Genomic DNA, 15,454 nt, shown 5'->3' on the forward strand with positions numbered 1-15,454 from the left:
TCGAAGCGGCAAGGGGCGGGCGGCCGGGCTGCCTGCTCCCTCGCAGGGAATGCATCGAAGAGAAAGGCGGACGTTTACCAACGCATCCGCACGCCCAGGCTGGCGATGACGCCGTTGAGGTCGTTGTCATCGACGTCACTGCTGTAGTCGGCGCTGACATACAGGCTTACCACCGGCGTCACCCGGGCGACCAGGCCCAAGCCCACTTCAACGGTGGAAGATTTGCGGCTGCTGCTGATCTTGTCGACCTTGTCCAGGGTCAGGGTGCCGGCGCTCTGGACCGTGTGCCAGAGGTTCGTGCGCACGTAGGGCTCGACGCCCAGGCCGTTGACTTGATAGTTGCCTTTGAGCCGGGCGCCGACGCGACCGCTCCAGGTGCTCAATTCATTGCTGTCACTCTTTTCACTGGAGGGCGTATCCAGGCTGACGCGTTGATTGATCAACTGTGCCTGGGGCTCGACCACCCAGTTGTCACTGATGCCGATGGGAAATCCACCTTCAACCGACAGTGTGACGGCACTGCCCTCGGTGGCTTGGCGCAGGCCCTGTTCATTCAGGCTGAAGCCATTGACCCGTCCACCGCTTGCGCTCAGGTCGACGTGCCAGCCGGCGGGTCCGGTCAGGCTCCAATAAGCGCCAAGGTTTTCACCCTTCAGACTCAGGGAATCCTGGCCCGGCTCGGCCAGCGCAGGGGGCACGAGCATCCCGCTGCTATTGGCTGTGAGCTGGCTCTGGCCACTGATCAGACCCATGCGTTGGGTGTGGCCGCTGACGTTTCGCAAGGTGAACAGCGCGGGGCTTTTGCCAGGGACGGGGTCATTGCTCGCCTGGCTGCCGGTGGGCGTCCGGCCATACCAGGGGGCTGTGAGGGGATCTTCCAGTTCGGCCTGTACTTGCATCGACGAGCACAGCAACAAGGAAGTCGAGACGGTGCAGAAGGTGGTTTTGAATTCCTGTGGGCGGGGGGACGTTTTCATGGGGGTCTGCCTTGCAATCGCATGCATTTCTCGCTTAGGGCGTCTCTCCTACCCCGAATGAGGGGCGACCGAATGGGATGAGGCAAACCTCTGGCGGCCCGCGATGGCGGGTTCCAGAGGCCTGCCCCTGACTGTGTTCCGGGGGTAGTACGTTGTAGTCAAGAGGACCGTTGCGGTCACGTCAAGAAATTGGCCGACAAATGGCAGAGTGAAATCACCTAGCGCTAACCCAATGATTTTACGGTTATAAAATCGACCTATTCTGGGCGTCAAATCCTCGTCGTTTCGCCTCACCAACTAATCCGCACACCAACATTCCCAGCCACGCTGCGTTGTTGGTTGCTGTCCAGATTGTTGCTGTAGTCCACACCCGCATAGGCACTGACCGAGGTTGCCAGGCTAACGATAACGCCAACGCCCAGATCCGCCGTGGAGGCCCGCTGTTCGGTCTCGATGCGTTGGGCACCGTCGAAAGTTACCGTATCGGTGCCTGAAAAGGTGTGCCAGATGTTCGCCCGCAGATAAGGTTCGACGGGCATGTCGCTGACTCGATAAGAGCCTTTGAGTCGCGCGCCGAGGCGTGCGGTCCAGGTGCTGTCGGAATCGAACTTGACCTTGGAAATCCCGTCGTCCTGCGTGCCCAGGGTGATTTTCTGATGAATGATCTGGGCCTGGGGCTCAAGGACCCAGTCACGTGAAACCGCAAACGGATAGCCAGACTCCGCCGACAGGGTCAAGGCATGCCCGCGATTATCGATTTTTAGCCCGCGTTCGGAGCGGTTATCGCCATTCAAGCGAGTGCCCATCACCACCGCATCGAGATAGCCGCCGGATGGATCGATCAACGTCCAGTAGAGCCCGTAGCTGTCGCCGTCGAGTTCGACCTTGCCGGCGCGTCGACCTTTGAAGCCGAGGTTGAAGCCGTCGACGTTGCCGTTCAACTCCGTATGCCCGACAAAGAAGCCGATGCGCTGGGTCTGGCCGTCGGAGGTCGGCGCAGCGTATAAGTCATTACCCACCTGAAAGCCCTTGATGGAGCCGTCGAAGCGCGGTGTCACCGTGCCTGCCCAGGTCTGGTCGAGGTCCTTTCCATAGGCTCTGCCCCAACCTGCGCCAAACGTGCCAGTTTCCGTCAGCAGACGTTGATCGCCCTGGCGATCGTGGAACGTGCCCAGGGCCATCAGGGTCAGTTGCGCCGCCGCCGGAGGCAATACCGACCAGGTCGGTACTTCCGGGCGATACAGCGGAATCGGCGCGGCGCCTGGTACGGCGACTGGCAAGGGCGGCAGCGTTGGGCTGGGCGCGGCCACCGGGCCGGCCACTACCGTTGAGCGCAGGTACCAATTGTTGGCGTTGCCGGTCATGCCACCCTTGAACAGGCGGTAATCGAACGCCCCCGCCGAGACTGATTGCGCCAAGGAGAAGGCACTGCTGTCGCTGACGGCACCACCCTGTGCCCGGACGAGCTCGATGCCGTCCTGGGCAGTCACGGCTCCGGCGCCCCCCAGGTTCGTGATGGTAATGGCCGTGCTGCCGGTGAGCGTGCCACCGTTGACGATCAGTTTGTCGCTCGGTGAGTCATCGGCCCCTAGCACTGTTTGCAGGCGCAACTGACCGCCGTTGCCTGCGTAATTGCCTTGCACGGTGAGGGTATCGTTGGTGCGGGTGTTACCGCTGGCAAGATCAATTGTCCCGGCGTTGTCGAGTGTGGTCATCTGCCCAGCAGAGAACGGCGCGATGATGCCTTGAGTCGCTGTCAGCACGCTGCTGCTGTCGATTTCAACCACCCCCGTGCCCGTCGTGCTGTCGCCCAGAACAAGCGTATCGCCCAGGTCCAGGCGCGAGCCCTGGGAAAGCTTGATGGTTTCAAAGTTGACATAGCGGGCGCCCATGCTTGAAGTGGTGCCCTCCAGCGCAAGGGCGTCCTGGCCCAACCCGCCGTCTACCCGTGGCGTAACCATCAACGCTGCCTCATCGAGGGTGCGCAACGAGGCTGTGTCATTACCGGCGCCCATCAAAACGGCCGAGTGGATCAGGCCGCCGCTCCACTCCAATCGGTCATTGCCAAGGCTGGTGCGAACTTCACCCACGATCTCACCACCGCTCACGCTGATGCTGTCGTTGCCATCGCTGACACTGATGTTGCCCCCGATGCGTCCTCCCGACACGATGATGGTGTCCTGACCAAACCCCGTCACCAGATTGCCAATGATATTCCCGCCCGACATGTCAAAGACGTTGTCATCCAGCTTCATGTTCACTCGCCCGATGGTGCCACCGGTCATCTTGGCAACGTCGCCGTCTTCGAAGGCGTCGACGATAGTGCCGCCCGTCATCAGGAACCTGTCAATGCCATCGCCCTGTGACAGGGACAGAATTCGGCCGCCGTTCATTTCGAACGCGTCTTCTTCTGAACCTTGCTCGACGTCACCGTCGATCACGCCGTTGGCATTGATCAGAACACGGTCGTTTCCGGCGTCGAAGGTAACGTCGCCCTGGATAAGGCCGCTGCCTGAGACGGTCAGGTCGTTGTTTCCCGACAGGTCAGTCAGGCCCACGGCGGCGGGTGCGCTGTCGCAAACATAGGTGTCGTCGCCTGCCGTGGGTACCAGCGTGCAAGCCGCCATGGTGGATGAGACGGGCAGCAGGAGCGGAGCTGCCACCCACAAGACATTCAACAAGCGATTGAAATGCCGATCGCGCCGACTCATGTGCTATCCCTCTGCATGGGCATCCATGGCATGCCGGTTTCAGCATGGGTTGCACGACAGATGGCACACAGGACCCGGCAACGCTCGCTGTATGCAAAGCACGCTAACAACGAATGAAGAGGGTCGCTACTGTCAGATCTTACAGGTGGATGCGCTCAGGCCTGGCCGCTACAGATGGACTTCCACCGACAATGGAAGATGATCGCTCAGGTGCGTCCAAGGTTTGTTGCCAAGTATTTGCGGGGCGTGGCTGGTGGCGTTGCGCAGGTATATCCGGTCCAGGCGCAGCAGGGGGAATCGGGCCGGGTAGGTCCGGGCGGGGCGCCCGTGGTGCTGTTCGAAGGCCTCATGCAGGTATTGGCGACGGGCGAGGGTGACGTTGCCGCGCAATTGCCAGTCGTTGAAATCGCCAGCGATGATGACCGGAGCGTCTTCCGGCAGGGAGTCGAGGAGCTTGCAGAGCAACTTGAGCTGCAATTGGCGATGACTCTCCAGCAGGCTCAGGTGCACGCAGATGCCGTGGACTTCGGCGTGGCCCGGTACGTCCAGCACACAATGCAGCAGCCCACGCCGCTCGGGGCCTGTGATCGACACGTCGAGGTTGCGGAACTGGCGGATCGGGTACTTGGAAAGCAACGCATTGCCGTGATGGCCATCGGGGTATACGGCGTTCCGGCCGTAGGCAAAGTCGCTCCACATGCTGTCGGCCAGGAATTCGTATTGGGATGTCTGGGGCCAATTGTCATAACGCGTGGCATGACGATCGTGTTCGCCCAGCACCTCCTGCAGGAACACCAGGTCAGCGCCTGTGCTGCGCACTGCTTCGCGCAGCTCGGGCAAGATGAAGCGGCGGTTCAGGGCAGTGAAGCCCTTGTGTGTATTCACCGTCAGAACACGCAGTCGATGAATCGCCGCGGGCGCTCCCAGCGGTACTGATTCTTCGGCCCGCCAGTCGGGATCGCGAGTCACGTTCACTCCTGAATCAGACGTCTCTGTTCATGCGACTGACGGCGGCTGCGGCAGTTCCGGAATTCTTGATGGGCATGGCTTTGTGAACGACAACAACCAGGTGGGAGCGCAATGCTGTTCACTTAAGGCAATAGACAAACCAGTGGCGAGGGAGCTTGCTCCCGCTGGGCGGCGAAGCGGCCCCAAAACCTGCCAATTGCGGCGTATCAGACACACCGCACCCGCCGGTTTACGACTGCTTCGCAGCCGAGCGGGAGCAAGCTCCCTCGCCACGGGTCCATCATTTTTCTTAAGTGAACAGCATTGAGGTGGGAGCGAGCTTGCTCCAGGCGTCGTTCCGACGATCGCGATAGCCCAGCCAGCCTCTCATTCGACTGAACTACCGCTATCGCGAGCAAGCTCGCTCCCACAGGTTCCAGGGTTCAGATGAAGACGATTTCATAGGGCATGCCCATGCGGTCGAGGATGACCCGCGGCACGAGCGGTGCGATGCCGTTGGCGGGCTCGCCGTTCAGTTGGCTGGTGTAGGCATGCATGGCGTGACGTTTGCGTGCGGTGGTCCAGACGTCCAGGCGTAACTTGCGCGCTCGGTGCCAAGGAATCTTGTTCTGCTCGCGGACGGGCCAATGCCAGGCCCATACGGGCAGCTCATTGAAGGCCGCGCCGATATTGTCGGCGGCCTGGGCTCCGGCGCGGCCGACCGTCTCGTGGTCGCTGTCGCCATCCATGCGCCAGGTGCTGAATACCACGTCGCCGGGTCGCAGGTGATGACGGATGAATGCGCTCAGTTGCGCTTCATGTTCGGCCAGGCCTTTCTCTGGAAAACCGCCGCGCACCCACTGCAGCCCGTGGGACGGTACGCCCAGGCGGTGCAGGGCATCCACGCTTTCCTGGGGATGCGGGCGAAATGTGCGCAGTCTTTCATCGGACCATAATGGCGAGCCGGGAGGGCTTGGGAGGCCGTCGGTGACCGAGATCAACAGCATGGATTGGCCCAGGTTGCTCAGCAATTGGAGCAGGCCACCGCAGGCACCGACCTCATCGCCGGGGTGCGGAGCCAGGATGACCGCGCGGGCGCCTGATGGGATCAAGGTCTGGGTACTGATGATGGGAATGTCGGCCAGTTGCGGCGAGCTGTTCCATATCTGCGGGTGCTGCCGGCCTTGCGAGTGAGAGGCTGGTTTCATCGGAGTACGTCCTTGTCGTGTTCAATCGTGCAGTCACACAGTGGGCCGGCCGCCCATTGTTGCCCGTAAGGGCCTGACTGTGATTTGCGCTGATCCGAGTCCTGGAGCTTCGCGCAGGGAAAGTATTGACCATGCTGACGGATTCGTCGCGTCGGAATGTGTATCTGAACTGCATTTTTTGCGTTCGAACTGCGCTGCATTGCGACAGAAATCGCGTCCTTGCGGTTTCCGCCGTCTTGTCGCCGTGTATCGCCTGCGCTTAGTCCTCTTCTTCGCGTTGCAATTCGAACAACAATAACGAACGTCCGGTCACTGAATATTCGCAATCAAATTCAAAGCGCTCCTGGCCGCGCACCAAGGGTTGGTTGGTGTCCACCATGCAGGTCCAGAAACTGCCTTCAGGTACCTCAGGCAGGCGGAAATTGACGATGTCATGGTGCGCATTGACCACCAGCAGCAACGTGGCGTCGCCCCCTTTGCGGCGGATGCCGGTTTCCTGGGCGCGTCCGTCCATCAGCATGCCCAGGCAGCGACCGTGGCTGTCCTGCCATTGCTCGATGGTCATCTCGCTGCCATCCGGGGCCAGCCAGGTGACGTCCTTGACGCCGATGTCCTCGTTGTAGTTGCCCACGAGAAAGCGTCCGCGCCGCAGGATCGGATAGGTCAGGCGCAGCTTGATCAAGCGCTTGACGAACTTGAGCAGCGCCTCGCCATCCTGGCTAAGGTCCCAGTTGACCCAGCCGATCTCGCTGTCCTGGCAGTAAGCGTTGTTGTTGCCATGCTGGGTGCGGGCAAATTCGTCCCCGGCGACGATCATCGGTGTGCCTTGGGCCAGCAGCAAGGTCGAGAAGAAATTGCGCATCTGCCGATGGCGCAGGGCGTTGATCTGCGGATCGTCCGTCGGACCCTCCACGCCGTGGTTCCAGGACAGGTTGTTGTTGCTGCCGTCCTGATTGTTCTCGTCGTTGGCTTCGTTGTGTTTATCGTTGTAGGACACCAGGTCATGCAACGTGAAACCATCGTGGGCGGTCACGAAGTTCACCGAGGCGTATGGCCGGCGCCCACGCTGGTTGAACATCTCGCCCGAAGCAGTCATGCGGCTGGCGAAGTCGGCAAGTTGGCCGTCGTCGCCTTTCCAGAAGGCGCGCACGGTGTCGCGGAATTTGTCGTTCCACTCGACCCAGCCCGGCGGGAAACGTCCGACCTGATAGCCGCCAGGACCGCAATCCCAAGGCTCGGCGATCATTTTCACCTGGCGCAGCACGGGGTCCTGTCGACAGGCAACGAGGAAACTGTGGCGCTCGTCGAAGCCGTCGTGGTAACGGCCGAGGATGGTCGCCAGGTCGAAGCGGAAACCGTCTACATGCATTTCCGTGGCCCAATAGCGCAGGGAGTCGGTGACCATCTGCAACACGCAGGGGTGGCTCAGGTCCAGCGTGTTGCCGGTGCCGGAGTCGTTGATGTAGTAGCGTTTGTCGTCGGGCATCAGCCGGTAGTACGAGGCATTGTCGATGCCGCGCATGGACAGGGTCGGGCCCTGTTCATTGCCCTCGGCGGTGTGGTTGTAGACCACGTCGAGAATGACTTCGAGGTTGGCCTCGTGCATGTGCGCGACCAGCTCCTTGAACTCGGCGATCTTGCCGCTGGCCAGGTAACGTGGGTCCGGGGCAAAGAAGGCAATGCTGTTGTAGCCCCAATAGTTGGTCATGCCTTTGTGCAGCAGGTGCTGGTCGTTGACGAAGGCGTGGATGGGCAACAGCTCCACCGAGGAAACGCCCAGCTTGCGAATGTGTTCGAGCACATCGTCGACCATCAGGCCGGCGAACGTGCCTCGCAAGTTCTCCGGCACCGAAGGGTGGCGCATGGTGAAGCCGCGCACGTGGGTTTCATACAGGATGGTCTTGTCCCAAGGCACGGTGACCCGGTGATCATGGCCCCAGGTATGGGCCGGGTCGATGACCTTGCACTTGGGCACGAACGGGGCGCTGTCGCGCTCATCGAAACTGAGGTCGCCGTCCGGGTGGCCGATGGTGTAGCCGAACAGCGCTTCAGACCACTTCAGCTCGCCAACCAATTGTTTGGCATAGGGGTCGATCAGCAACTTGTTGGGATTGAAGCGATGGCCATTCTCTGGGTCATAAGGGCCATAGACCCGATAACCGTAGATAAGCCCGGGATGCGCGTCTGGCAGATACCCGTGGTAGATCTCATCGGTGTATTCCGGCAGTTCGATACGCTCGAGCTCGACTTCGCCGGCGTCGTCGAAAATACACAGTTCGACCTTTGTGGCGTTGGCTGAGAACAACGCGAAATTGACCCCCAGGCCATCCCAGGTCGCGCCGAGCGGAAACGGCAGCCCTTCACGAATCCGCGAGGCCTCGATAACGGGCGGCGGCGTGGTTTTCTTTGGACGGGTCATAGTTGCTCCTGCAAAAGACAGATTCGGTAATGCGGTGCACGTGGGGCAGGGTGGTGCCCGATGCTTGTGGCGAGGAGACGAATCCCCAGGCCACAGGCGAGCCCCTTCGTTGAAAGAAGGACAGGATTGAAAACGATGAGTTCGGAGGATCAGACCGCTGGTGGTTTGCGCGCCGCTCGTGGCTTTTTCGCTGGGGCCTTGTCAGCAGGCGGGACCACCGCAGCGGTTGCTGCGGAAGGTTTCGCAGCAGGTTTGGCCTTGGGCGTCGTGCTTTTCGTGGCGGCCTTGGCAGCGGGGCTCTTGGCCGCGGCGGGCTTGGCGCCATCCGTTTTGCTGGCGGCGGTCTTGCTCGCAGCCTTGGGCGGTTTGCTCGGTGCCAGGGCTTCGGCTTCCGCCAGTTTGCGCGCCATCTCCCAGTGACGCTTTTCCTGCCCGGCGGGCTTACCCTCGGACTCCCAGATCTGGTAGGCAAATTCACGAATGCGTTTATCGTCGGTACTCATCGCAGTGCTCCTGACTTGACTCAAGATTGGATAAAGACATTGACCGGGAAATCCCCCAGCGCGGCGCTGACCATCAGCTCCCTTTGGGGTGTGACTGTTGCGCTTGCAAAAAGTCCCTTCAGTTTTTCGTCCTCGGCGGCAAACGGTAACGACACGCGGGTATCGCCCCAGTCCGATGCAGTGACCTGGGGCAGGGCACTGTTTTCCAGCAGGCTGGCCGTGTGAATCGGTACCACCACGATTGCCCGTTGCTGCTTGTGCTCGCGCATGAAGGCCAGTATTCGCCCGGCGTGTTCGCCTAGCACCGACAGCGGCTGGTAGCTGCCCTGGCGGAACAGTTGCGAGTACTCGGACCGCAGGGCCAGCGTGCGCGCGATCAGCGCCTGCTTGATCCGACCGTCACGCCAGTCGCGCAGCAGCGCCACGGGTGAACTGTCGGCCTGCATCGCCTCGCGGCGGGCCGTGAAATCCACCGGGCGACGGTTATCGGGATCCACCAGGCTGAAATCCCAGAACTCGTTGCCCTGGTACAGGTCCGGCACGCCGGGCACGGTCATGCGCAGCAAAGTTTGCGCCAGACTGTTGAGGGCGCCTGCCGGAGCAATGACCTGGACGGCTTCGGCGATGGCGCAACGCAACGGCAGGCCTTCATCGCACAGCAATAGCCGTTCAAGGAACATCTGGGTGGCTTGCTCGTAGGCATCGTTGACCGCCGCCCAACTGCTTTGCAGCTTGGCCTCGCGTAACGCCTTGCGTTGCCACTGCCACAGGCGTTCGGCGTAGTCGCCCAGGGCTTTCTGATCCTGCAGGTCGAGGTCCAGGGGCCAACTGCCGAGCAGCGCCTGGTAGAGGATCATTTCATCGCCGGCCGACGGCGCCGCGGGGTCGCTGTGCAGCGACGGCGAGAGGATGCGCCATTGCTCCACGCACGTGGTGTACCAGTCGGGACGTTCGCTGATCACCGCCAGCCGGGCACGGGTGTCCTCGCCGCGCTTGTGGTCGTGGGTGGCGGTGGTGATCAGGTTGTCGGGGAAATGTTTCAGCCGCTCGATGCAAGCATCGTGAAATTCTTGCGTCGGCGCGCTGAACCGCTCGGTGTTGTAGCCCACGTCGTTGCGTGACAGCAGCGCCGCCGAGCGATAGAGCGCGGTGTCCTCGACCGCCTTGGCGGCGGCTGGCGAGGTCAGTTGCTGGAAGCGCACGCAGGCATGCCGCAGGCGTTTACGCTGGCTCCCCCTCGGGCGTTGGCGCCAAGGCATGCCGCCGAGCCAGTTGGCCAGGCAATCGAGTACGGGCCAGTCGGCTTCGCTGAGGGTTTGCCGGGCGCCTTCAAGGGCCTTCTGGAAAAATACCTCGTCCTCGGCGGAGCGACCCAAGGGGCTGATATAGGTGCGATACACCGGGAAATGCACGATCAATTCCTGCAACGCCCGGCGAATCGCGCCGAGGGTCAGGTCGCGGGTCATTACGTCGTCCCGGGCCACTTGCAGCAAGGCCTGGGCGACGCTCTCGAAATCCCCGGCCAGGGAACCGTTGAGAATCTGCTGGCGGGCCAGGCGGGCTTCTTCGATGAAGTGCGCGGGCCGTTCGCTGTGTCGGCTCCAGAATTCGGCGAGGCGCTCGGCACCGGCCGGGTCATGCTGCAGCAGCGAAATCTGGTTCATGAACTCATAGCCGGTGCTGCCGTCGACCTTCCAGTCGCGGCGCAGCGTTTCGTCATCGCCGAGGATCTTCTCGACGAAAATCGGCAGGTGCCGCGAGGGCGAAAGCGAGTCGACGCGACGGCGCAGTTTGCGGCAGTAACCGCGAGGGTCGGCCAGGCCGTCGATGTGGTCGATCCGCAGGCCGTCGACCAAGCCATCGGCGATCAGCTCGAAGATCTTCGCATGGGTCGCCTCGAAAACCGCCGGGCGTTCGACTCGCAGGCCACCCAGTTCGTTGACATCGAAAAAGCGCCGCCAGTTGATGTCATCCGCCGCCGTGCGCCAACTGGCGAGGCGGTAGCTTTGGCGTTCCAGTAGCTGATGCAGGCGTTCGAAGCCGTCGGGCTCCAACGAATCATAACCGCGCAGGTTGTCTTCGATCGCGCCAAGGATACCCGGCTGGGAAGCCAGGTCTCGCAGTTCCTGTTGCAGGGGCTGGGCCAGGGAATGGGCGTCGGTCTGGTAGTTCAGCGTGGTGAAACGCTCGGCCAGCGCCCTGAGCGAGTCGACCTGTTCCGGCGGCAGATTGTCCGAGGGTTTGAGCAGCTCGCCGTACTGCATCGGGCAAATGGGAAAGCGGTGTTCATAGTGCTCGACGAAGAAGCTGCCTTGACCGGCGTCGAAGCGCAGTTTCAGGGTGCCTTCCTGCAAGGCCACGCCATAATCACTGCCCAGGAAAGGCAACAGCAACTGGCCTTCCATCAGCGGGTCGGGTGAATGCCACTGGATGTCGAAGAATTCGCCATAAGGGCTCAGGCGCCCCCATTCCAGCAGGTCGAGCCACCAAGGGTTGTCATTGCCGCCAACGGCCATGTGATTGGACACGATGTCGAGGATCAGGCCCATCCGATGCTCGCGCAAGGTGGCCACCAGGCGCCTGAGCGCAGCCTCGCCACCGAGTTCCGGGTTGACCTGGGTCGGATCGACCACGTCGTACCCGTGCATGGACCCGGCGCGGGCTTTGAGCAGCGGCGAAGCATAGAGATGGCTGATGCCCAGGGAAGCGAAGTACGGCACCTGGGCGATGGCATCGTCCAGGGTGAAGCCTTTATGAAATTGCAGGCGCAAGGTCGCCCGCAGCGGTTGAATCAATGTCTGGTTCATCGGTCACGCTCGTTCGCCTGAAGTCTCGCGCAGGCGAGTATTTCCAGACGCCGCGCGGCGTCCGGGTCGTCCAGCAGCGCCCGGCTGTCCAAAGCCAGGCGCCGCCGCCAGTTGGGGTGGGTGTCGGTGGTGCCGGGCAGGTTGGCCTGTTCTTCGACGCCCAGGGCATCTTCGAGTGGCAGCAGCACCAGTGGCGCACGGGTATGCCCGAGGAAACGCACGCTGGCGTCCAGCACCTGGTCGGTTTCGCGATGTTCCTCGCGAAAATTCTGCGGATCCTGGTTCAGCGCGTTGCGCAGCCCGTCGCGTTCACGCTCGCGGTGCCGGCGCCAATCCATCTCGGTGTGGGAATCGATCAAGTCCAGCCGGGCGTTCCAATCGATGTCATGGCCGTGCCACCAGCCATTGAGTGTGGGCAGGTCATGGGTGCTGGTCGTCGCCAGGGCGTTGTCCGGCCAGTCGAGGATGGGCTTGAAGTGGGTGTTGTCCTGTTCGAACAACAGCACGCGCATGCCCAGGATGGAGCGAGCGATGAGCTTGTCCCGCAGGCCGTCGGGCACGGTGCCAAGGTCCTCGCCCAGCACGATGGCCTGGTGACGATGGGACTCCAGGGCCAACAGGCGCAGCAGGTCATCGATGGGGTAATAGAGGTAGGCGCCGTCGGTGGGGGGCGCGTCGTTGGGGATCACCCACAACCGTTGCAGGCCCATGATGTGGTCGATGCGCAAGCCACCCGCGTGAGCAAAATTGGCCCGCAACATCTCGATGAACGCGCGGAAACCATTGCGTACCAGCCCTTCGGGGGAGAAGGCCGAAATGCCCCAGCCCTGGCCCGAGCGATTGAGGATATCGGGCGGTGCGCCGACGGTGAGCGACGCGAGCAATTCATCTTGCCGGCTCCAGGCCTGGCTGCCGCCACCGTCGGCGCCCACTGCCAGGTCGGCGATCAGGCCGACGCCCATGCCGCTGGATTTGGCCGCGCTCTGGGCGCGTTCCAGGCAGCGGGCAATCAACCATTGGCAGAAGGCGTAGAAGCCGATTTCATCGGCGTTTTCTTCGGCGAAACGGGCGATCGCGGCGCTGCGCGGATCGCGCCATTCTGCCGGCCATTGGCGCCAGTCGAGGCTTTCGCCCCGGGCGGCGCGCTCGGCCTGCAGGGCTTCGAAGCGGCAATGGTTTTCCAGGGCTTCGCCACTGCTGTGGCGAAAGCTGCTGAAATCCTCGTGCAGCGGATGCTCGCCCTGGCTGAAACCGTCGTATAGCGCACGAAGAATCCGTTGCTTGGCCTCGGCGGCCACCGGCCAATCGATCAGTGGCTGTTGCTCAAGATTTTGCAGCTGGTTGGCCAGGCCCGTGGCGTCGATGGCCGTGCGCAGTGCACGTTCGCCCAGGATGGTGCCCGGCGCGGCGTACAGGCTGTTGAGGAACAGTCGGCTGGACGGTGAATAGGGGCTGTAGCGTCCGGTGTCGCTGCTGAACATGGCGTGCATCGGGCTGATGGCCAGCGCGTCGGCACCCCGTTCGCCGGCCACCCGCGCCAACTCTTCCAAGGCCTGGGTGTCGCCGAAGCCACCATCACCCGGGCGGCGCAGCGAATACAGCTGGGCACTCAGGCCCCAGGCCCGTGGCGTCGGGTCATCGACCGCATCCGCCACGCTGTAGCAGCGAGCCGGGGCCACGGCCAAGGTGAAGTGCTGGCCCTGGATGCTGACATGTTGGTAACCCACCGGCACGATCCCCGGCAGGGCAGCGGCGGCATCGAGTTTCGAATTCAGTGTCGCGCCGTCCTCAAGCTGGATTTCGCAAGGCGTGCCGGGCTCGAAATAGCGGCTCAAATCGACATTGACCCCGACATCCGCCGTGATCAGCGGGGGCAGGCGATGGTTCTGTTGATCTTCCTGCAACTGCAGCAGGCTGGCATCGATTTCCTGGGCGCTGCCAGCGGGATGACCCAGGCCGGTCAGGACCGAGCGCAACACGGCCGGTGATACTTTCTGGGCTCGGCCATTGGCATCGATCCAGTCCACCGCCAGGCCCGCTCGGCCGGCGAGGATTTCCAGTTGCGCATCGCTCATAGGCGCTCTCCAGTAATTGTGGGCAAGGTGGCCGCTTGCGTCAGACTGACCAGCGCGCTATGGGGTGTGAGAACCCCCTGTTGCAACAGACCCATGGCCTGCGGTGGATGTTCGAAAAGAATCTGTGCCTCGTGAGGTGCGCTGTGTTCGACGGCTTGGTCACTGAGGTTCAGGTCGATACGCAGCACACTGCCGTCGCCCAGTTGCCAGCGTGCGCTCACCGCGCCATGACCCAGCACCTCGGCACCCAAGGCATGGGCAGCGGGCAGGCGCGGGACGATTTGCTCACGGCGAATTTTCAGCAATTGGCGATAAAGCGCTTCGCAGGCCAGTTGCTCCGGCTGGTGTGCTTCAAGGGTTGGTCGAGAGGCCTCGAAGGTGCTGGCCGCATTCGGATCAGGGATTCGCGCACGCTTCTCGGGATCGGCAAAGGCGCTGAAAGCCTTGAACTCGTTGCGTCGGCCTTCGCGCACCAGCTCTGCCAGCTCGCCGTGGTGGCTGGTGAAGAACAGGAAAGGCTGTTCGGCGACGACTTCATCGCCCATGAACATCAACGGAATCATCGGCGACAGCAGCAACAACGCCGTCGCCGCTTGCAGGGCCTGTGGCGCGGCCAGTTGATGCAAGCGCTCACCGAGGGCACGGTTGCCGATCTGGTCGTGGTTCTGCAGGAACAGCACGAACGCGCTCGGCGGCAGGTGGCCACTGGGTTCCCCACGGGATTCGCCATGGCGGTTGGTATGGCCCTGGAACACGAAGCCCTGGCTCAGGCAGCGCGCGAGTTTTTCCGTCGGTTGCTCGGCGTAGTCGGCGTAGTAGGCGTCGGTCTCGCCCGTGAGCAGTACGTGCAGGGCGTTATGCCCGTCATCGTTCCATTGGGCGTCATAGCCCTGTTCCAGCAGGCTGGCCTGGTTGTGTTCGTTCTCGACGGTCAACCAGACATGCCGCGTCGGGTCCACCTGCTGACGCACCTGGGCGGCCAGTTCCTGCAGGAAATCGGGGTCCTCGATGGCGTGCACGGCGTCCAGGCGCAGGCCGTCGAAACGGTATTCCAGCAGCCACATCAGCGCGTTGTCGATGAAGAAGTCGCGGACCTCGCGGCGCCGGAAATCGATCGCCGCGCCCCAGGGCGTGTGCTTGTCTTCGCGAAAGAACCCCTTGGCGTAGCGATGCAGATAATTGCCGTCGGGGCCAAAGTGGTTGTAGACCACGTCGAGGATGACGGCCAACCCATGGCCGTGGGCGCTGTCGATCAGGTGCTTGAGCTGGTCCGGCGTGCCGTAGGAGGCTTGCGGGGCGTAGGGCAGTACACCGTCGTAGCCCCAATTGCGATCGCCGGGAAACTGCGCCAGCGGCATCAGTTCGATGGCCGTCACGCCAAGCCCGGCCAGGCGAGCGAGTTGTTGCTCGACGCCTTCGAAACCGCCGAGGGTGCCGACGTGCAGTTCGTAGATGACGGCATCGTACCAGGGGCGACCGCACCAACTGGTGTGGCGCCATTGATAAGCGTGGGGGTCGACCACCACGCTGTGGCGGTCGATATCACCGTCCTGGGACCGGGAAGCCGGGTCAGGCACTTCCAGTTCCCCGTCGATGTTGTAGCGGTAGCGAGTGCCGGCGGGGCAACGGGCCTGGATCATGAACCAGCCATTGGCCTGGGGCAGCATCGGTATGGAATCTCCAGTGTCGAGTTCGACACTGACGTAAAACGCATCAGGGGCCCACAGGGCGAAACGGGTGTGCTCTGGATCAAGCAAGACCGCGCCGTGGGTCCGGGTTTCAGGCATCCTTGACGGCATCGGTTAC

Annotated in this window: 9 protein-coding genes; all 9 read right to left on the minus strand. The window is 62.4% G+C overall.

The features are described 5' to 3' along the window. Window positions 1-74 precede the first annotated feature (74 nt). The 9 genes from Q7C33_RS13785 to treZ all read right to left on the minus strand — a co-directional run bounded on the left by Q7C33_RS13785 (window position 75) and on the right by treZ (window position 15,447). The gene (locus Q7C33_RS13785; protein WP_030142752.1) at window positions 75-977 is read right to left on the minus strand and encodes an autotransporter domain-containing protein; all 903 of its coding nucleotides are present in this window, start codon (window positions 975-977) and stop codon (window positions 75-77) included. A 290-nt stretch (window positions 978-1,267) separates the two neighbouring features. After that, window positions 1,268-3,688 (minus strand): autotransporter family protein, encoded by a 2,421-nt coding sequence (locus Q7C33_RS13790; protein WP_407683557.1) that lies wholly within the window; start codon window positions 3,686-3,688, stop codon window positions 1,268-1,270. Window positions 3,689-3,856: 168 nt separating this feature from the next. After that, on the minus strand, window positions 3,857-4,657 hold the full coding sequence (locus tag Q7C33_RS13795) for an endonuclease/exonuclease/phosphatase family protein (RefSeq protein WP_030142750.1): 801 nt from the start codon (window positions 4,655-4,657) through the stop codon (window positions 3,857-3,859). A 422-nt stretch (window positions 4,658-5,079) separates the two neighbouring features. After that, window positions 5,080-5,844, minus strand: coding sequence for a PIG-L deacetylase family protein (locus Q7C33_RS13800; RefSeq protein ID WP_334597508.1), 765 nt, complete (start codon window positions 5,842-5,844; stop codon window positions 5,080-5,082). 259 nt (window positions 5,845-6,103) lie between these two features. After that, window positions 6,104-8,263: a glycogen debranching protein GlgX gene (gene glgX / locus Q7C33_RS13805; RefSeq protein WP_030142748.1), complete on the minus strand. Its 2,160-nt coding sequence runs from the start codon at window positions 8,261-8,263 to the stop codon at window positions 6,104-6,106. A gap of 149 nt (window positions 8,264-8,412) precedes the next feature. Next, a complete protein-coding gene (locus Q7C33_RS13810) occupies window positions 8,413-8,766 on the minus strand; it encodes a DUF2934 domain-containing protein (RefSeq protein ID WP_030142747.1) in 354 nt (117 codons plus the stop codon). Between the two features lie 20 nt (window positions 8,767-8,786). Then, on the minus strand, window positions 8,787-11,573 hold the full coding sequence (locus tag Q7C33_RS13815) for a malto-oligosyltrehalose synthase (RefSeq protein WP_407683558.1): 2,787 nt from the start codon (window positions 11,571-11,573) through the stop codon (window positions 8,787-8,789). Continuing rightward, entirely contained in the window at window positions 11,570-13,648 is a 2,079-nt protein-coding gene (gene malQ, locus Q7C33_RS13820) for a 4-alpha-glucanotransferase (protein ID WP_030142745.1), read from the minus strand. Before malQ ends, Q7C33_RS13815 begins: the two co-directional genes overlap by 4 nt. Then, complete coding sequence (gene treZ / locus Q7C33_RS13825) at window positions 13,645-15,447, minus strand: malto-oligosyltrehalose trehalohydrolase (protein WP_407683559.1); 1,803 nt, start codon at window positions 15,445-15,447, stop codon at window positions 13,645-13,647. The genes malQ and treZ overlap by 4 nt, the downstream gene beginning before the upstream one ends. Between the last annotated feature and the right edge of the window lie 7 nt (window positions 15,448-15,454).

It is taken from the genome of Pseudomonas sp. BP11-1-1, from assembly GCF_052112105.1.
GTDB classification, from domain to species: domain Bacteria; phylum Pseudomonadota; class Gammaproteobacteria; order Pseudomonadales; family Pseudomonadaceae; genus Aquipseudomonas; species Aquipseudomonas alvandae.